The 18392-nt window shown below is 57.4% G+C and carries 16 protein-coding genes; 9 read left to right on the top strand and 7 right to left on the bottom strand.

Annotated features, from left to right (window positions below):
- Positions 1-237 precede the first annotated feature (237 nt).
- Positions 238-684 (top strand): DNA-binding protein, encoded by a 447-nt coding sequence (locus tag DTW90_RS31755; protein ID WP_149343570.1) that lies wholly within the window; start codon positions 238-240, stop codon positions 682-684.
- Positions 685-988: 304 nt separating this feature from the next.
- On the opposite strand, the gene DTW90_RS37380 is transcribed toward DTW90_RS31755, so the two are convergent.
- Complete coding sequence (locus DTW90_RS37380) at positions 989-1180, bottom strand: hypothetical protein (RefSeq protein WP_188080117.1); 192 nt, start codon at positions 1178-1180, stop codon at positions 989-991.
- A 440-nt stretch (positions 1181-1620) separates the two neighbouring features.
- Here DTW90_RS37380 and DTW90_RS31745 point away from each other — a divergent pair, with 440 nt between their 5' ends.
- The 4 genes from DTW90_RS31745 (at position 1621) to DTW90_RS31730 (ending at position 6723) form a co-directional block, all read left to right on the top strand.
- Positions 1621-2709, top strand: coding sequence for a GSU2403 family nucleotidyltransferase fold protein (locus DTW90_RS31745; RefSeq protein ID WP_149343568.1), 1089 nt, complete (start codon positions 1621-1623; stop codon positions 2707-2709).
- 59 nt (positions 2710-2768) lie between these two features.
- Complete coding sequence (locus tag DTW90_RS37550; RefSeq protein WP_210251444.1) at positions 2769-3005, top strand: hypothetical protein; 237 nt, start codon at positions 2769-2771, stop codon at positions 3003-3005.
- A gap of 391 nt (positions 3006-3396) precedes the next feature.
- On the top strand, positions 3397-5103 hold the full coding sequence (locus DTW90_RS31740) for an adenylate/guanylate cyclase domain-containing protein (RefSeq protein WP_149343566.1): 1707 nt from the start codon (positions 3397-3399) through the stop codon (positions 5101-5103).
- A 510-nt stretch (positions 5104-5613) separates the two neighbouring features.
- A complete protein-coding gene (locus DTW90_RS31730; RefSeq protein ID WP_149343562.1) occupies positions 5614-6723 on the top strand; it encodes a sulfite oxidase in 1110 nt (369 codons plus the stop codon).
- A 245-nt stretch (positions 6724-6968) separates the two neighbouring features.
- On the opposite strand, the gene DTW90_RS31725 is transcribed toward DTW90_RS31730, so the two are convergent.
- From DTW90_RS31725 to DTW90_RS31705, 5 genes are all read right to left on the bottom strand, one after another.
- Positions 6969-7754 carry a ChbG/HpnK family deacetylase gene (locus DTW90_RS31725; RefSeq protein WP_149343561.1) on the bottom strand — a complete coding sequence of 262 codons (786 nt, stop codon included), beginning with the start codon at positions 7752-7754 and terminating at the stop codon, positions 6969-6971.
- On the bottom strand, positions 7751-8701 hold the full coding sequence (locus DTW90_RS31720; RefSeq protein WP_149343559.1) for a glycosyltransferase family 2 protein: 951 nt from the start codon (positions 8699-8701) through the stop codon (positions 7751-7753). The genes DTW90_RS31725 and DTW90_RS31720 overlap by 4 nt, the downstream gene beginning before the upstream one ends.
- A complete protein-coding gene (locus DTW90_RS31715; RefSeq protein ID WP_149343557.1) occupies positions 8668-8847 on the bottom strand; it encodes a hypothetical protein in 180 nt (59 codons plus the stop codon). The genes DTW90_RS31720 and DTW90_RS31715 overlap by 34 nt, the downstream gene beginning before the upstream one ends.
- The gene (locus tag DTW90_RS31710; RefSeq protein WP_149343555.1) at positions 8837-10240 is read right to left on the bottom strand and encodes a glycosyltransferase family 39 protein; all 1404 of its coding nucleotides are present in this window, start codon (positions 10238-10240) and stop codon (positions 8837-8839) included. Before DTW90_RS31710 ends, DTW90_RS31715 begins: the two co-directional genes overlap by 11 nt.
- Before the next feature lie 1368 nt (positions 10241-11608).
- Positions 11609-12568, bottom strand: coding sequence for an alpha/beta hydrolase (locus DTW90_RS31705; RefSeq protein ID WP_149343553.1), 960 nt, complete (start codon positions 12566-12568; stop codon positions 11609-11611).
- A gap of 318 nt (positions 12569-12886) precedes the next feature.
- Here DTW90_RS31705 and DTW90_RS31700 point away from each other — a divergent pair, with 318 nt between their 5' ends.
- From DTW90_RS31700 to DTW90_RS31685, 4 genes are all read left to right on the top strand, one after another.
- Entirely contained in the window at positions 12887-13444 is a 558-nt protein-coding gene (locus tag DTW90_RS31700; RefSeq protein ID WP_246665131.1) for a TetR/AcrR family transcriptional regulator, read from the top strand.
- Between the two features lie 58 nt (positions 13445-13502).
- Complete coding sequence (locus DTW90_RS31695) at positions 13503-14705, top strand: MFS transporter (RefSeq protein WP_246665130.1); 1203 nt, start codon at positions 13503-13505, stop codon at positions 14703-14705.
- An 84-nt stretch (positions 14706-14789) separates the two neighbouring features.
- Positions 14790-15281, top strand: a complete 492-nt coding sequence (locus DTW90_RS31690; protein ID WP_246665129.1) for a hypothetical protein — start codon at positions 14790-14792, stop codon at positions 15279-15281.
- 109 nt (positions 15282-15390) lie between these two features.
- Positions 15391-16287, top strand: a complete 897-nt coding sequence (locus DTW90_RS31685) for a LysR family transcriptional regulator (RefSeq protein ID WP_149343549.1) — start codon at positions 15391-15393, stop codon at positions 16285-16287.
- An 8-nt stretch (positions 16288-16295) separates the two neighbouring features.
- On the opposite strand, the gene DTW90_RS31680 is transcribed toward DTW90_RS31685, so the two are convergent.
- Positions 16296-18368: a pyridoxamine 5'-phosphate oxidase family protein gene (locus DTW90_RS31680; protein WP_149343548.1), complete on the bottom strand. Its 2073-nt coding sequence runs from the start codon at positions 18366-18368 to the stop codon at positions 16296-16298.
- Positions 18369-18392: the final 24 nt, after the last annotated feature.

Genomic DNA, 18392 nt, shown 5'->3' with positions numbered 1-18392 from the left:
CAGCTATCGAGAAGAGTGAGCGGGAGCATGTTAGAGTGGGGATTCAAATCGTATCTGGCTCCTGATGAGATCGAACCGCCGCCGCGCTGTCCAATGGATTGGATATTGATTTCAAGTCGGAGTTTGCGTCACTTCGATTGGAAGGCTAAATCCCTCAACTCAACTAAGCTCACGAACTTTCAGATATTGCAGTTAGGGGCCTCAGGCATTATGTTAGTCAAAATAGGAGATATCGCCGTGGCCAGCCAAATTGTTCACTTCGCCGGACTCTCGGATCGCGATCGCAAGATAGCCTCGCCTTTGCCGAAACTGCGCGCAGGCGACAGGTTGGAACTTCACGTTCATCGTGAGGGCGGGAAGGAACAGACGCTGTCGATACCGCCCTCTGCCGCGGCGGCAGTGGAGGCGCTTTTGGAGCACATGATGCGCGGCGAACGTGTTGCCGTGCTGGCCGAAGACCAAGAACTGAGCCCGACCGAGGCGGCAGCTATTCTCGGCATCTCTCGCCCCCTCGTCGTCCTACGCATGGATCGGGGCGATCTGCCGTTCCGCTACGTGGGCAAACACCGTCGTGCTCTTCTAAAGGATGTGCTCAGGCTGAAATCTAAGCTAGACGTTCGTCAAACCGCGATCGACGCTCTTGCCGAAGATACCGAGGACCTGATCGAGACGCATGGCCTCTAAACCGCCTTTCGCGGTCTATGATGCCTGCGTCCTCTACCCCTTTCATCTCCGGAATACCCTGATCCAGTGCGCCTTCGAAGGCCGTCCTCCCGGAAGCGAATGTGGACAAAATCCTTTGATTAAACGATTAGCTCGCCACGTTAGCACTACAATTCGTTGCAGTCACCCCTCCCGGCTATCAAGGCTAGCTGGCCCCGCCACCACGGTGCAGGAGGCGAAAGACGCGCCGGGGCCGAAACATAGCCCCAGGTACATCATTGCCATCCGATCGCTACGGACATTGGCGCTGGGCAACCAAATCTGTCTATTCCTGCATAGGAACATGCTCCAACAGCTCAGTATCGAGATTGGCCTGTCGTGCCTTCATGTTGCCATCGAGCCAAAGCAGTTCAGCGAATATCCGATCATCCGGCTGCGTTCTCAACTCAACGACAAGCATCGCGGGGATCGTATGCTCTTTGCGCGAACAACGTCCTCTCCTGATCGTTTCATCCATGGCCATCTCCTGATGCCGATTCAAGCAATGGAAGATTTCGACTTCTGATCTTCAGTTGTGTTGAATTCCATCCTAGCTTCACCACAATTACCGTTTCGCGATGGCCCAGGACGGAATTCAACACGCGAGATCCTAAAGCGTATGCCGGATGAGGATCGCTTCCGCGTCCGGCGGCAGAAGCCGACCGCCGGCGGAATTTCAACGGCTGGCGGTTATAAGGTCTCGGCGAACACTTATAATAGGCTCGTTATGGGTTTTGGCAGAGGCTCATAACAGCGACGTTGACAACGTCGCGGGCAGTTATAAGGTATTGACAGAGACTTATAACGCGGTAACGAGATCAGTGACGACGACTTCGCCAAACGACCGAAGGGCAGCTTCGAAAGGTGGATGTCCGAGCCCGCCGCCAGAGGGCCCCTGTCGAAAAAGAAGAGCCGCCGATGATGAGAGAGATCGACATTGCCTACCGGACCCTGTTTGCCGAGCTGGTTCAGCGGACGCACGACGGACAATTCCTTGCGGACTTCCCACTGGAGGGTTGGTTCGTCACCGTGACCGTGAAGGGTCGCGATTACTGGTATTTCGATCTGCCTACCACAGATGGCAAAGACAAGCGAAGCTATGTCGGTCCGCAGAGCGATGAAGAGATCACGGCGCGGGTGACGGCCCACAAGGAGATCAAGGACGACCTGCGGGAGCGGAGGCGGATGGTCAGCACCCTACGTCGTGCAGGCTTCCCCAGTCCAGACGGGTTTGCGGGAGATGTTACAAAGGCTCTTGCTGACGCTGGATTGTTCCGATTGAGAGCCGTCCTCATTGGATCGGTGGCGTTCAGCACCTACGCCGGAATGATCGGCGTTCGGCTGCCATCGTCTGCAATGCAGACAGGTGACGCGGATTTCGCCCAAGACTTCGCGATCCCGGCCGGGGTCGAAGACAGCCTGCCTCCGGTTCTGGAGGTCCTCCAGTCGGTCGATCCCGACTTCCGGGCGGTCCCGCACCGGGCGGACCGAGCCAAGGTTGTCGCCTTCCAGAATGCCAGGGGCTACCGTGTGGAGTTCCTGACGGGAAACCGGGGATCAGACGAATACACGGGCAAGCCGTCGCCGATGCCCGCACTGGGCGGCGCGTCGGCGGAAAACTTGCGCTTCCTCGATTACCTGATCTACGAGCCTGTCCGAACGGTGCTTCTACACCGCGAAGGCGCGAACGTGCTGGTCCCTGCTCCCGAGCGGTATGCCGTCCATAAGCTGATCGTGTCCTCAAGAAGGCTCACAGACACGCTAGGACGTTTGAAAGCGGGCAAAGACCTATCGCAGGCCGCCTTGCTCTTCGAAGGACTCGTGAAAACGCGTCAGAGCGATGCAATCGCCCTTGCGTGGGAAGAAGCATGGGATCGAGGAGATGCATGGAGAGAAGCGATCACCAAGGGCCTCGCGAGGTTGCCTTCGAAGGGCGCGAAAGCCCTTGGAGAGGCAATCGGCCCCTCGATCATTGAAGACCTGATGAAAAAGGCGACTGACAGATGACGGTAGAAGACAACCCGTATGACGGATGGGTCGGTCTCCGTTCGTTCAGGAGACGATCCTTGAGGAAGCTGGACGACCATGATGGCGTAACCCTGGTCCATCACGGGAATGAAGCCACCTGGCAAGATCAAGCTCCTGCGCGAATATCTGAACGTTATTTCCACCGCCCGCATGTTGTTGCCGAACGGCTTGCACGACGTCCCCGAGCAGCCTTGGAAGACTTGAGTCGCGTGGGCGCTATCATGCGATGGCGTATTGCGAACTACTTTGACGCCAAACGAGGAGCAAAAAAATGAAGGTGTTGAATTCTACACTAAATTCACCCCAACTGCCGTTTCGCGATGACCCATAGTGTCCCTCAAAATATCTAGATATTCCATCGGCTTGTCTGTGCCGAGCAGGGTCGGCGTCAAGCGGAAAAAGGGTTAAATCATGACGGTATTCAACATCCTGGGGTCATTTCAGCACCTGCTTTAGCGCCGCTCGCCGCCCAATACCAGACGTTCAAGAACGGTCCGCTTTCCGTGGATGCTCATTTTCGTTTCGTCCACTTCGACGCCGTCGGTCACAAAGGGGGATGACGGCGCGATGGAGGTGGAGATCGCCTGGACATCGCCTCTTACCACTTGTTGACTCACTCGCGGTTGACCAATAACTTGCTATCTCGGTCGTTAGGCTTGTCCTCAAATGACGGATCAATCTTTTCAGCGTCGCCTAGCCGCCATCGTCGTTGCCGATGTGGTGGGATATTCACGCCTGATGGAGGCTGATGAAGTCGCAACGCTGGCGAACCTCAGGGAACTCCGTTCTGACGTTATCGAGCCGGCTGTGATGCGTCACAACGGTCGCATCTTCAAGGTCATGGGCGACGGATTCTTAATCGAATTCTGTAGTGCGGTGGACGCGGTCGCAGCAGCGTTGGAAATGCAACGGGCCACCACTGCTGTTGGGGCTGCCGGAGACCGGCGGCTGCTTCTGCGTGTAGGCGTCAATCTGGGAGATGTCCTTGACGACGGTTCAGACGTCCTCGGGGACGGCGTCAACGTCGCGGCGCGCCTCCAGACGCAGGCCGCACCGGGAGGTATCTGCATTTCAGCCAATGTTCACGGCGAGATCGTCGGCAAGATTAGCGACCGGTTCTTTGATGCAGGCGAACGCTACCTAAAGAACCTGACTCGCCCGGTCCACGTGTGGCATTGGCCAGATGCACTGCAGAGCATATTGCCGCTGCCCGAATGTCCCTCGATCGCTGTATTGCCGTTCACGAATATGAGTGGGGATGAAACGGACGGATATTTCGTCGACGGCTTGACCGAAGATTTGATCACTGACCTTTCCCGTACGGCTGGCCTGTTCGTCATCGCGCGCAATTCCGTATACGGCTACAAGGGCAAGCCGGTCGACGTACGGCTGGTCGCCCAGGAACTGGGCGTCCGCTATGTCCTCGAGGGGAGCGCCAGACGCGCGATGGGCCGTGTCCGTATCAATGCCCAATTGTTCGACACGCTTGGCGGCCAGCACTTGTGGGCCGAACGGTTTGACAGGACGGTGGAAAATGTTTTCGAGTTACAGGATGAAGTTAACGCCAAGATTGTTGAAGCCCTCGTCGGCAGGCTGACCATCCCGACGCAGCGCAATCGGCCGATGAACTTTGAGGCGTACGATCTGTGTGTGCGCGCCCGCCTCCTGACGGAAGAGTCACCGCAAACTGAGCGTGAGGCCCATATGCTGCTCCAACGCGCGGTTAAGCTCGAGCCATCATATGCCGAGGCGCTCGGTCTGCTCGCCTATAACCGTTGGCTTGCCTGGACTCATTTCGGCGAGCCCGAAGATCCTAACCGTCGGATGGCGGCGACGTTCGCGCAGAAGGCGGTCGACCTGGATCCCAACGATGCCGGCTGCCGTTACGTTCTGGGAACCATTTTGGCTTATGAGCGGAGATGGGAGGAATCGGAGGCCGCTTTCGCCAAAGCTCTGGAGCTGGACCCCAACCACGCCGACACTTGGGCCGCCATGTCGGACTTGTCTGTGCTGGACGGCAGGGTTGCCGACGGACTAGCGCAGATCGAAAAAGCTTTGCGGCTCAATCCCTACCCAACCTGCTGGTATCTTTGTCATCTTGGGCAGGCGCAATACGCAGCGCGTGACTATGAGGCGGCAACCGCTACGCTCCGCAGGAAAGACACCTATCGTACCAACTCACGCAAATTCCTGGCTGCTACGCTTGCGCAGTTGGGCCACCTTGAGGAGGCGCGGCAAGAAGCAGAATTGTTCCTGATCGCCCATCCTCATTTCACGATCGGCCATTGGCTCAGCTCCCAGCCACTGCGCGATGCATCTGTACGAGACCACTTTGTCGACGGCTTCCGAAAGGCCGGCCTGCCGGAGATGTGACAGCGGGTGGGGACAATCCCGACGCGTTCGAGGACTTGATCAACGGATATGCGCGAAGCGAGAACCGCGGTCTGGATCGCAGCGCCAAGCACCTTCAGACGCTCCCCAAAACGCGTCAACCAGCCCGAGTCTCACATTTTCCTCTGGACCGCCTTGCATCATGGTGGCGATGGGCCGGTAGCCCAGAATAAAGACAGGATGCTTTGCGAAACATCAAGGCGACGACGCTTACTTCCGCCGTCGGCGGCTTAAAGATGCCGTTATCCTGAAACTAGACAATGTCTGCCTTCCAACAGGGTGCAAGGTCTGCTTCAACGGCCGACAATGGAACGCAAGACCGCCGCCGCCTTTTTGCTGCCGTTCGAGGTCGATCCGAGGAACGTGCGTATGTGCTACGATGCGGCCCGAAGGCGGAATGCGAAAGACGCACTGCGAGGGGCGGTGTGATCGCACTGGAAATCGCGCGACCGAGACCCGACGTTGTGCTCTTAAAAGGGGGAGACGAGGACCATGCCGACACCACAGCAACCCAGTCTAATAGTTCGACAGAAATCCCCACCGAACATCGAGTTTCCGTTTGCGTCGCTCTTCGATTGGCTGGTCCCAACCGAGCTGTTCTTCGTGCGAAACCATTTCCCGTCGCCGGACCTCGATGCGCGAGACTGGAGATTGCGCGTTGACGGGGCGGTGGAGCGGCCGATCGAGCTTGATCTCGACAGCATCAAGGCGATGCGGAGCACGACACTTACCGCCGTCGTCGAGTGTGCAGGGAACGGGCGCGTCTACTATGAGCCGCCGAAGGAAGGGTTGCAGTGGCAGAACGGAGCTGTCGGCAATGCCGCGTGGACAGGTGTTCTCCTGCGCGAGATTTTGGAAATGGCGGGCGTTAAGCCAGCAGCGCGTGAGGTCCTGCTTGCAGGCGCCGACTGCGGCGTTGTCGACACGAACAAGAAAACGGCTTCTCCCGGCCCCATCGCTTTTGCGCGCAGTTTACCGCTTGAGAAGGCCATCGCTGACAGCACGATCCTTGCCTATTCGATGAACGAGGAGCCGTTGACGCGCGATCACGGCTACCCGCTACGCGCGGTCGTGGGTGGCTGGTTCGGCATGGCTTGGGTCAAGTGGATCACGCATATCACGGTTGTCGAGCAACCGTTCCTTGGCTACTGGCAGGCGCGAGACTATTTCCGTTGGGAGCGCAGTCTCGGGGAACCCAGGCTGGTCCCCCTTGCGGAGATGGAGGTCAAGGCGCAGATCGCGCGTCCCGTACAGGGGGCGCGTCTCATCGCCGGCCAGCCGTACCGGATTTTCGGAGCCGCCTGGAGCGGAGAGGCTGCAATCCGGCAGGTGCAGCTCTGCACCGGAGATGGGAGGGGGTGGCGCGAGGGAAGGCTTCTCGAAACAGAACGTCCCTTTGCATGGCGCTTGTGGGAGTACATTTGGACCCCTGAAGAAGTGGGGCGATATATGCTGCGATGTCGCGCGATCGATGGGGCGGGATGTGTCCAGCCCGACCTCCAGCGTTCCGACTGCGAGAGCTACGTGGCCAATTGGATTGTTCCGGTGGAGGTTACTGTCGTTCCCGAGCTACAGACGTACGAAGAGGAATTCGTGATCTAATCATCCGCATGGGGCGGAATGGCGGATTTGGGGGCGCGGAGCTGCTGTACGATTGGTGGTTGCAGGACGGCGACCTTGCTGCCAAAGGCGGAAATTATTCACACTCAGCGCTGAAGATGGCCTCGCCAAGGGAGTTCATCAAAGCATTGTCTCAATAGCTGATCTGTCCGGCGATATCGGGGCCACTTCACTGTTCTACATTCCCGACATGACGTCTCCACCAACCAAAATCGCAACGCAGGTGGCTACATCCGGCGCATCAATTGCTCAAATTCGTATGGCCTCGCCGTCACCATCGTGTCTCTACTGATAAGCGTCTCGTCTACCCAACCGGGATGGCACATCAGTACTGCCCCTTTTGGTGACTTGTTCTCGACTAGCTGAAGGACGTCGGAGAACTTGTTCGGCTTTGCCCAATTATAAAATCCAACAAGTGGTCCACGCACGACATATCCTGCAGCCGTCATCTGTCGATCAAAGCCATTAGCGAGCATACGAACAACAGCAACCTTCGTCTTCGTCCGAGTGCCGCTCGCAAAAGCTATCGACGGGGCACCTCTTAACCACGGCAAGCGATTGTCGTGCCTAAGCCTATCAACGCGCATTTCCAACCATCGGCGCACAATCGGAAGAAAATGAACATGCTGGTGACCGTCAATGAAATCTGGCAGCTTGCCAATACCTTCGATGAAGCGCTCCAGTTGCGCATCGAGTTCTGCTTTAATGTCCTCGCAATGGAGAGTGCTAGATAGGTTAGATATCAAGAGGCGTCGAAGCTTTGGCATGGGTTCTTCATCTCCCCGTCCCGAGGCGGGTCTAAAATCTGTCAAGGTAAGATGTAATCCGATCTGACTTTTGGATCTTGAGGCCTGTTGGCGCAATAAATTCGCCTGCGCCATCCATTCCGGAAAGACAGTTATGCAAGACGTACCATCGATCGCCTCGCAACCCATAAGCATCCTGATTGCACTATCGACAGTGGGCGAGAGACCATAATCATCAGCAATGATATTGACGTTACGACCGTTCATTGCGACGGCCCTGATCGATGAATCCGCCGTACGATGTAAAGTGGCCGGTCCTTCACTTCCGCGATCGTCACCCAGATGTATTCGCCCAGCAGCCCTAGAAGTGCGAGATTGAAACCGCCGAGGACGGAAATCGAGGCCATCAAGCTCGGATAACCTGGAACATCTGTGCCAAAGAGCAGAACCTTCATGATGAGTTCAACTCCATAAGCCATCCCCGCGCAGCCGATCCCTACGCCGATCGCTGACATAATCCGAAGCGGCACGGCAGAAAATGAGGTAATGCCTTCCAGGGAAAGGGCCGCCAGGGCGAGCCTGGGCCATTTGGTCTTCCCGGCCGCGCGTGGGTCAGGAGTATAGGGAATTCCTTTCTGGCGAAAACCCATCCAAGCATAGAGACCTTTGTTGAAGCGCCGCTTGTCACGGATGGTCAGGAGAGCGTTTGCTGCTTCACGGCGCATGATGCGAAAATCCCCAGCGTTTTCGGGGATGACGAAACGTTGGCCGCCATTGATCAGCCGGTAAAAGAGTTTGGCACCAAACGCTCTCGGCCATGATTCCTGCATGCGGTCAGCACGTATTGAGTAAACAACATCAAGATCGGGGTCGGCGAGCAAGGTGTTGATAATATCAATGCAAACCTCATAAGGATGCTGCAGATCGGCATCAATCATAAGCACGTAGTCGCCGCGGCTTTCCTCGACGCCCGAAACGAGAGCAATTTCCTTGCCGAAGTTGCGGCTGAGCTCGACGATCCGCCAATTGCCTTCGAGCACCTGGCGGTAACGGGCAGTGCTGCCATCGGTGCTGCCGTCGTCAACCAGCACGACCTCGACATCAAGGCCAAAGCGCTGGCGAACCTCAAGGGACATGGATTTCACGAACCGCGCGAAGGCCTCAGCGGTGTCCCACTCGTTTAGGAAAGGCGATATGACTGACAACAGTGGCATCGTTTGAAATACTCGAAAATGCAGGTGGGCGAGAAGAACGAAACGCTGACATCGAAATCCTGCTTTAGCAGGTTGCGCACATAGTTCATGCGGTCGACAACGCGGCTCTGATAGACGTTGAATACGGAGAACGGCCTACTGGACATTTGGTGCTCCGTTGCTGATGTAGAGTGCATAGTTCTTGTCTTCCGATAGGAAGCTGAGAGCGCTGCCAAAGCGCGTGTCGAGCGCATCTCTATCAGCCCTACGCACCAATACGCCGTCGCCAGCAGCGAGCCATTTGGAAAGATCGTCCATGGACTTTATCTTGGTGACCTCACCCTTGCTGTAAAATTCGGAAGAGAAACTGCGACCCCGCAATATCGCGAGGCGACCCCTACCTTGGTAGACGGCAACGAGCCTGTCTTCTGTTGGAAGCAACGTACGCGTACCGTCAAAAATAGAGATACAGATCAGACCGACTGTGAACACCGTGATTTCAGCCAGTCCCAACTTGAGCCAGAAACCTCCCGGGCTTCTCATCCGGGTCCATAGGATGACAGCAAGTATCGCCGCGGCAGGAATGCCAGGGAGAACATAGGCGATAAGGATGTTCGCCGCCGCAGTGAAAAACACCAGCGGCGTCAGCGCGAACAACAGCAGATATAGATGAAGGCCCTCATCGTCGAAAATGGGTGTCTTTCGATACCGCCAGAGCAAAACCGGCAGTAGCGGACTCCAGGGCAAAGTGGCGATGATCCAGAAAAGCCATATCGTACCCTTGGCATGTTCGCGCCCTGAGCCGTAAAGATCGCCCTTCCAACCGGGCACCAAGAAGCGCTCGATATGTTCCCCTATCAAGAAGTACCGCAGGTATCCGGGCGTGGCTATTTCTGCGGATGCATACCAGGGTAAGACCAATGCTAGGCACAGGATTGTTCCGCCGATCCAGGGCAGTCGCGTCAGTGTTTGCCAGTCGCGCCGCCATATCATCCAGAGCGCGATGGGCGTCATTGACAGAACTACCGCAATGGGACCCTTGGCAAGAAGCCCGATAGCAAGCCCGAGAAAAAATAGCCAACCCCAGGAACGGCTGCCCTTCAGACCATTGTAGAAGCCGGCCATGCTCGCGACAACGCCGAGCGTCAACACCATGTCGGTTTGTACGAAAGCCGCAGAGAAAAAGAATACGCCGGTGCTAGCTGTCACCAAAGTGGCGACAATGGAGGATCTGGAATCACTGACACTTCGCGTCCAGCGCCACACGATCGCCAGGGTCAAAATGGTTGAGAATAATATGCCTATGCGTGCAGCAAACGGCGAGGAACCAAACGCTTCAATACCGATCGCCGCGAGCCAGGTATGCAGCGGCGGCTTCGCCCAGAAAGGAATACCATAATCGAATTGGGGCGTAATCCAGTTGCCGGTGTCGACCATGATTCGGGCGATCTCAGCGTAACGTGCCTCAGTAGGATCAGTCAGAGGAACCCAGATCATCGCCAATAGGCGAATAGCTAATAGAAAGAACAGTCCCGAGACCAGAGCTCGGTTAGAGGTCATATTGCGTTGCTTTCAAAAGTCGCTCGGCGGCGGGAGGATTGGTCAGCAGGCGGAAGTGCCTGTCATGTCGGAATTCAACATTTAGGGTAGTCACGCAGCTCGCGGAGCTTTTGCTGGTTTGCAAGGTCAAAGCCTTCAATCGTCAATTTGTCCCAAGATAGCGGCCGAGCCGCCAACTTCCGTGCAATCTAGAACCCATCGCATGGGAGGCTGACATCAAACTGAAGAGAATGGATCAGACTCTCAGCAAATGGAGTTAGGATGCGGATTGGAGTTTTATTCACAGGCGTCACCGTCAGCGGCGGCGAAATTTTGCGCGGCCGCGACGATACTGCATCGCGCGTTTCGTGCTTTCTTTCCCATCGGGGAACCGGCGGCCTCGAATACCACCTGGCGCCCTACAGTCTCCCGCAGTCGGGCTTTCGTCTTTCTTCATTTTCCTATCCGGACGCATCGCGGCCGAACTTTCATCTCTGTCCTTCCCGCGTTTTGCGCGCCAACTTCGGGCGGCGCGAAGAGCCTAGACACAAGTGCGCGCCTGCCGACTTTAGCATATCGACAATCTCGATATCAGACGCCGCGACGCCTGCCTTGCGACCGACGACTCGCGTTGCGCAGCCGGCGCGGCAAGGCAGCTGAATGAGTCGGCCATGGTGCTTGGAGCGGCTGCCGCTGTAAGGTATCAGCATTCGAAATATGCTTGTGATGAAGATGTCGAGATTAGCCAACCCTGCAAACCTGCGCGTAGCGATGTCGGGAGGACGCACGACGAAAGGCACGGATCCATAAAATCTGTGCCAATGGACCTGGCCGCCGCTAACCAATGGGCTGTCCCCCAATACATCATTTCTTAAAACTACGCTCCTATTTCCCGCTTCCGGTCAGGCGTGGATCGATTTCCACACCTGCCGGTAATAATGGTCGCGCCTTGATGGGGATTGAACCACGGGCGACTAATGCGAAACAGCTATGTGCTTAGAAGCAGCATTTTGGGTTCGCTGACTAAGCAACCGCCCCACTGCGATTATATTGCTCTCAAAAGGTGGGTGAGCGATCTGCTGGACTCAGATAGCGCGAAGACGCTGGTAGGTCGCGGACATGTATGCAGCCCTGCAGCGGAGACTTGCGCGAGATCCGGGCTGCCGTCAGACTAGAGAGACCGCTTCCTGGCAGTCTCTCCAGATCCTCGTGCTTAACAGCGGTTTCAGCCGCTCTTGACGGCTCCTGCCGCCTTGCGAACGACGTCGGTCGATGACTGATCGATAGGCGTCATGCATCGTGGGGACCAAGCTATCCCCCATTTCATCTCCACCGAAGTGCGCACCTCGCTTGGCGGCGCTTTAGTGAGTGCATCCGGGCTCGCCCACCTCATGGCCGACCCCCAAAAGTACTTTGTGGGTTTTGCATGAAGGCATCGGTCAGTTCGGAAACTTCCTCGAGTCGCGTGTCCATTGCGAAATGGCCGGCATCTAAAAGGAATATCTTCGCATCCGGGAGATCTCTTTTAAACGCCTCGGCCCCTGGGGGTGTGAAGGCAAGGTCGTACTTTCCCCAAATCACGAGTGCAGGCAAGCCGTGATCGCGTAGCCATTTCTGCCAGAGGGGGTAAGAGGCAATATTGGACTGGTAATCGTAGATTAGGTCGGCTTGGATTTCCGCCTGCCCAGGCCTGTTCAAATACGCGAACTCGTCCATCCAGAGGTCAGGATTGTAGGCCTCAACGTTTGGATCGCTGCCGAGATGGCGGGTTCGTGTAAGCTCCAGCGAGAGGTGGCCTTTGCGAACTTCCTGTTCATGAGCCGCACGATCCTTCCAGAAGGCCTTCCGCTTCTCCCACATCGGGCCTAGCCCTTCCGCATAGACATTGCCGTTCTGGAAGATGGTCCCATGGACGGCGGAAGGACGAGCCATCGCAAGGCGCATCCCGACCGGGGCGCCATAATCCTGCATAAACAGCACGTAACTTTGCATATGAAGGGCATCGGTAAACTTCAACATCATCTGCGCAAGATGATCGAAAGTGTAGGAGAAATCTGCTGCCGAAGGCGCATCGCTGTTACCGAACCCCGGATAGTCCGGGGCGACCATGTGATATTGATCACCTAATTTCTGCATCAAGCCATCATACATTCGCGACGAACTGGGAACGCCGTGCAGAAGAAGGAGTGTAGGCTTGTCGGTCGAACCCGTTTCGCGATAGGCGATTTTCACGCCGTCGATGGTGATGCTGCGATAGAGAACCGGCGCTGCATAGGCAGTGGAGCTGGCTGCCGCCATGACGAGCGTTGCACTTGCTACAGCGAGAGTGGTCAGAGGATTCCTGGTCATCATAATTTCCTTTTATCGTTGCGAACCAATGCTTTGATCGATGAGGCGATGTTCGCCGATGACCGGATGGAAGAGAATTCCATCTTTCGGCAATGCACCGTTGCAGACAAAGGAATAATTGCGCCGCGCCAACCCTTCTGCGATTGGGGGCGTCCAATCTCCATTGCACTCAGCCCGTCCGAAGGTTGCGTAAGCTTTAGAGAGCGATCGCTTCCTATTGACTTCGGAAGCGATCGCTCCCATATTTCTATTATGAGAAGAAGTGATCCGACCTCAGCAACAGTTTCGAAGCCGCGCGGCCGTCCGCGTGCATTTGACATGACCGAGGCGGTAGATCGGGCGATCCCCTTGCTCTGCGAGCGCGGCTTCCATGGCACGTCAATCGACGATCTTGCAGAGGTCATGCAGTTGACGATGGGAAGTCTCTACAAGGCATTCGGGGATAAGCGCGGCGTGTTTCTTGCGGCTCTTGAACGCGAATCCTCCCTACGTGACGCGCGCCTGCGTGAGGTGCTGGCCTCGGCCTCTTCTGGGAGAGATAAAATTCACGCAGCGCTGTTGTTCTATGTCGGCCTTTCGCATGGAACGGCCGGTATTCAGGGATGCCTTACGATCAGCACCGCCGTGGAGCTTGCAACCTCGGATCGGGAAATCGCCGAACGGGCCGAGCAGGTCTTCAAGCGGCGAGAGTCCCATCTGGAAGAGCTGCTACGGCTTGGACAGACCGACGGTTCAATCTCGATCAAGATCGACAGTCGGGGCACGGCACGTCTGATGCTTTGCGTGCTGCAGGGGCTGCGGGTTATCGGCAAGACTGGCAGGACGCGCGAAGAGTTCATCGCCGTCGTCGACGCAGCAATGAGGACGCTCGATTAATTTTTTTATTTATTTAGGAAGCGATCGCTTCCTAAATTCGCAACCAAGGAGAAAAATAGTGACTGTAGAAGCCGCTGTCGACCATGCGGTATCGGGCGTCCATCGCCTTCCCGCATGGCTGACCCTATTGCTTGCCGCTGCCTGCGGTATGATTACCGCCAACGTCTATTATGCCCAACCCCTGATCGGTCTGATCAGCGGCGACCTTGGTATGACGCCGCAGACTGCAGGGCTGATCGTCACCTTGACACAGCTCGGTTTTGCCGCCGGTATGATCCTGATCGTTCCTCTGGCCGATCTGATCGAAAATCGCCGCCTGGTTTTCGCGATGATCGGCGCCAGTGTCATCGCGCTGGCAGCCGCCGGATTGACCAACCATCCGCAGACCTTTCTTGTGGCTGCGCTCTTCGTTGGCCTGACATCCGTTTCGGTTCAGATTCTGGTGCCCTACGCGTCGCACCTGGCCCATGAATCCATCCGTGGACGAACCGTCGGCAATGTGATGAGCGGCCTGATGATCGGCATCATGCTGTCGCGCCCGCTTTCGAGCTTTCTTGCTGATCTCAGCTCCTGGCATACGGTTTTCATCCTCTCGGCAATAGCGATGATGGCCTTGGCCGTTGCCCTACGCGTCGCCCTGCCCAAACGGCAACCACATAGCAAGCTCACCTATGGACGACTTCTCGCCTCGATGTGGACGATCGCACGCACGAACCGTGTCCTGCAACGCCGCGCCATCTATCATTCCTTTCAATTTGCGGCCTTCACCATGTTCTGGACGGTGGCGCCGCTGCTGCTGACCGGTCCAATGTTTCATCTATCGCAGGCCGGGGTCGGTTTGTTTGCTCTTGCCGGTGTCGCCGGGGCCATTGCCGCTCCGATCGCGGGACGTATGGCCGACCGGGGCTGGAGCCGTCCGGCCACGGGCCTGGGCATGGTCTCTGTCGGTGCGGCATTCCTGATCACCCATATCGCGGAGCAGGGATCGACGCTTTCTCTCTCATTCTTCGTTGCCGCGGCAATCCTGCTCGATTTCGGTATCACCACCACGCTGGTGACCGGCCAGCGCGCCATCTTCACACAGGGACAAGAGGTGCGCGCGCGGCTCAATGCCGTCTATATGACGACATGGTATATCGCCGGTGCAATCGCCTCTGCCGTCGGAGGCTGGGCATATGCGCATGGCGGCTGGAACCTGCCATCCTGGATCGGCCTGGGCCTTCCAGTCGTCGCTCTGCTCTACTTCGCAACTGAAAAATAATCGTGCGTAACGGTGGGTGCGGGCACATGTCTGCACCCGATTGTTCCACCGACAGGAAGAAAGCATTCAAGAGAAGCATTCTTCATGAAAGGAACGGCAGGCCGTACGGATGTAGCGTGGAATCCGCTCTTCAACGAAAAGGGTTCCGCGATCACGGTGTCGGGCAAGCCGTCGTATCCCATGCGTGACAATACGCCAGCAATAGCAACCTCAGCCACGCCGAAGGCGCAATGGTTTGCGGAGGGCAACTTGGTCAAGGAACCCATGAAACCGGCCATGCGCGTGCAGATCGAACTTGCCCTTGCAAGCCGGAGAAACGATCTCACCTCTCTCAAAGTGCTCGAGATTGAGGGCAGGCGGATAGCGCTGACAGGGGCGGAGGTCGACGCCGCAAAGCGCGGCGGAAGCTTCGACGCGGTCATCGATATCGCCGTAAAGTTCGCGCTCGCGGTTCAGGCCGACGATGAGGATGCAATCGCCCGTACCAGGCGGAAGCTGACTGTCTTCGGTCTAGCCGCTATCGCTTGCGACATCTTTGACATCGTAAGACGGTCGGAGTTGCCGTCCTCACGATAAGATAATTTTGATAAATGCCTTGCGGTACCTAGGATCAATGTGGTTCGACGAATGAAGAAGCGTTCAGATCTCCAGATGGAGTCTGACGGATCAAACGAATGTGGATCGCATGGATCGATGGCAGGCAATGAAGGTTTTCGTGAAGGTCGCGGAAGCCGAGAGTTTTGCGGATGCGGGGCGACAGCTCCATATGAGCCCGCCCGCAGTCACGCGCACAGTGTCTGTGCTCGAAGAGGTCATCGGGACGCGGCTTCTGACCCGTACCACACGATCGGTGAAACTGACGGAAGCCGGGGCCCGGTATTTTGCCGACTGCCAAAGGCTTCTTGCGGACCTCGCTGACGCCGAGGCGGCGGCTGCAGGCGCTTACGGAAAGCCGACCGGCACGCTCACCGTCACCGCTTCGGTCCTATTCGGCGGGATGTTCGTGCTGCCTTTGATGACCGAATATCTGGATCTTTACCCCGATGTCATCGGGCGCACCCTTTTCGTCGATCGCGTCGTCAATATCGTCGATGAGGGCGCCGACGTCGCGATCCGCATCGGCCACCTGCCTGATTCCGGCTTCACCGCGACACGCGTCGGCCAGGTGAAGCGTGTCATATGCGGGTCGCCGGCCTATTTCGAGAAGCACGGCGTGCCTGCTGAACCCGCCGATCTCCCCCGCCATCGCATCATTGCGCCCACGGGGGCGTGGGCTTCTCTCGAATGGCGTTTCGGGGCGGAACAAAAATCCGTGGTTCGCGTCAATCCACGCTTGTTCTGCAATACCAATGATGCCGCGATTTCAGCGGCGGTGCAGGGATGGGGGCTGACGCGCGTGCTGTCCTACCAGATAGCAACCCAGCTTGAAGCGGGTCAGCTGCACACGGTATTGTCGGATTACGACGAGGAGGCCTTGCCGATCCATGTCGTCCATCCGGATGGCCGGCAGGCATCGGCCAAGGTCCGCAGCTTCATCGATTTCGCGGTGGCAAAATTGCGGGCCAACCGGCACTTCAACTGAGCCAACCGTTATAACGCAAGCTGCAGCCCCCCGGCATCCTCATTGCCCTCGGCGGCTGGATAGGCGCTGCAGATGAGCACTTCATCGTCACCGACAGGGGCTGCCGGTGTCTCCTTGTAGGCAACGGCCCCCTTGAGGATCTTTGTGACACAGGTGCCGCAGGAACCGTTTCTGCAACTGAACGCCGGAGAGAGACCACGGGCCTCCGCGAGTTCCAGCAGGGTGCCGCTTTCCGGCGTCCAGCGGGCTTCCTTCGATGATCCTGCGAAGATGACCGGAACGGAGCGTGATGCCGGACGCAGCTGTTTGGCAGTTTGTCGTACGGCATCCGGTATTCGGCGAATGGAAGCCGGTCCGAAGGCTTCTGCAAGGATGCGAGCATCGGCGATATTGAGGGACCGCAAGCTGGAATAGGTTTCCTGCATGAACGCCGGCGGACCGCAGAGATAGAAGTCGTAGTCATCGAGCGCCAATGATCGTTTCAATAGATCGATATTGATCCGGCCGGCCTGGTCAATATCGACACCGTCGGTAGCCCCCTCGGGGTTGCTCAACACGCGGACGACGCGCACCGCTCCATTGGCTGCCGTAACGAGTTCGGAAAGTTCCGGAATGAATGCCTGTTCGGCTTTCGAACGAGCCGCGTAAAAGAGCCAGGTCTTGCGGACCCTTTGTTTGCGCAGACCTTCGTAGACGATATGGCGAAGCATCGCGAGCATCGGCGTGATGCCGACACCGGCGGCCAGAAGCACAGCGGGACGGGCCTGCAGCGCATCGACCGTAAAGGCGCCCGCGGGGCCACGGGCCTCGATTATCGCGCCTTCAGACAGCTGATGCAGATATTGCGAGACCTTGCCATCGCGCTTGACGCTGATGCGGTAGACCCCGTCCGACGGCGCCACCGACAAGGTATAAGTCCGGATCGTCGCGGCATCTTCGCCTGGAAGCAAAACGCGAATGGGAAGGTGCTGCCCGGCCTTGTGCGGAATAAGGCCGGCGCCATCAGTCGGGGAGAGATACAGCGAGCGGATCACCGTGCTTTCGTCCACGATATGATCGACGCGAAAGGGGCGCCATTGCGTGGCACGTTCCTGGGCAATCAATCGCTCAGCCGCCTGATGCCAGTCCCCGGTCATGGTCGAGTAAGGGCTTTCACCGCCCTCGCGAGCAGTCCACCGGATGGGAAGCAGGCCTCTGCGACGAACGAGCCTTTCGGCCCGGAAGCGCCAAAGCCTCTCTGCGCCCTGGAAGGTTTCGATCTCCGCGGCGTCCAGAACAAGCTCTGCCCTGCCCGTGAGTTGCAGCAAGTCGCCTGTCACAAAATCGGTAAAGACAAGGCCGGCTCGGCCATTCACCAGGATGTTGCCCAGCGTGTTGAAGAACAGGTTACCGGCAAAGTCGGGAATCGTCAGAACGTCATCCGGTCCGATCCTGACGAAACCGGGCTTTCCTCCGCGGTGGGAGACGTCCACCTGGCGAATTCCGGACTCTTCGGAATAGGACGCAACAAAGAAGGCGTCCGCCGCCACGATGAGGTGACGGGCGTCTGGATCGAGAGCGCTGAGCGTTTCCACCTCTCCCGCAAAAGGAGCGCCCGGTTCACGAATGAAGGAAAAGTCCCTGAGCTGAATGTAGCGCGGGCAATTTCCGTAGCTCTGGACCACTTTCAAGTCGAAGCTGGCCCCGTCTGTCCGGGCGATGTTGCCATTGAGGCGATTGCGACGGCGAGTATGCAGTTCGATGCCAAGGAGGCCAATAGGGTCTCCATTTGCCATCCCTTGATCCGCCGGATCGGTCGGATCACGATGAGCCGAGATATTCAGGGTATGCTCGTCCGCCGCCTGCAGAAAACCTGGGCGCCCGACAATCAGCGTCGCCCAGGGATTTCCGTCAGGATCGACCGTGCCGGCCACGAGAAACGGCAGCTGCGGGTAGAAGAGCCGATGTTGTTCGATCAGGCTGTTGCGGATGAAGCGCCGGCCGATATCGTCCATTTTTTCCGCGACCCCGACCCTCTTCTGGATCTCGAGTTCGCCCTTGTGCCATGGCGACTGCGCCACGATGGAAGTTTGTGTACTCATCGCCGTGACTCGCTTTCAGAGGGA

The organism is Neorhizobium sp. P12A (assembly GCF_008365395.1).
Taxonomy (GTDB): Bacteria; Pseudomonadota; Alphaproteobacteria; order Rhizobiales; family Rhizobiaceae; genus Rhizobium.
Note: the sequence above shows the minus strand (reverse complement) of the source record. Positions and strands in the feature narration are given on the sequence as shown.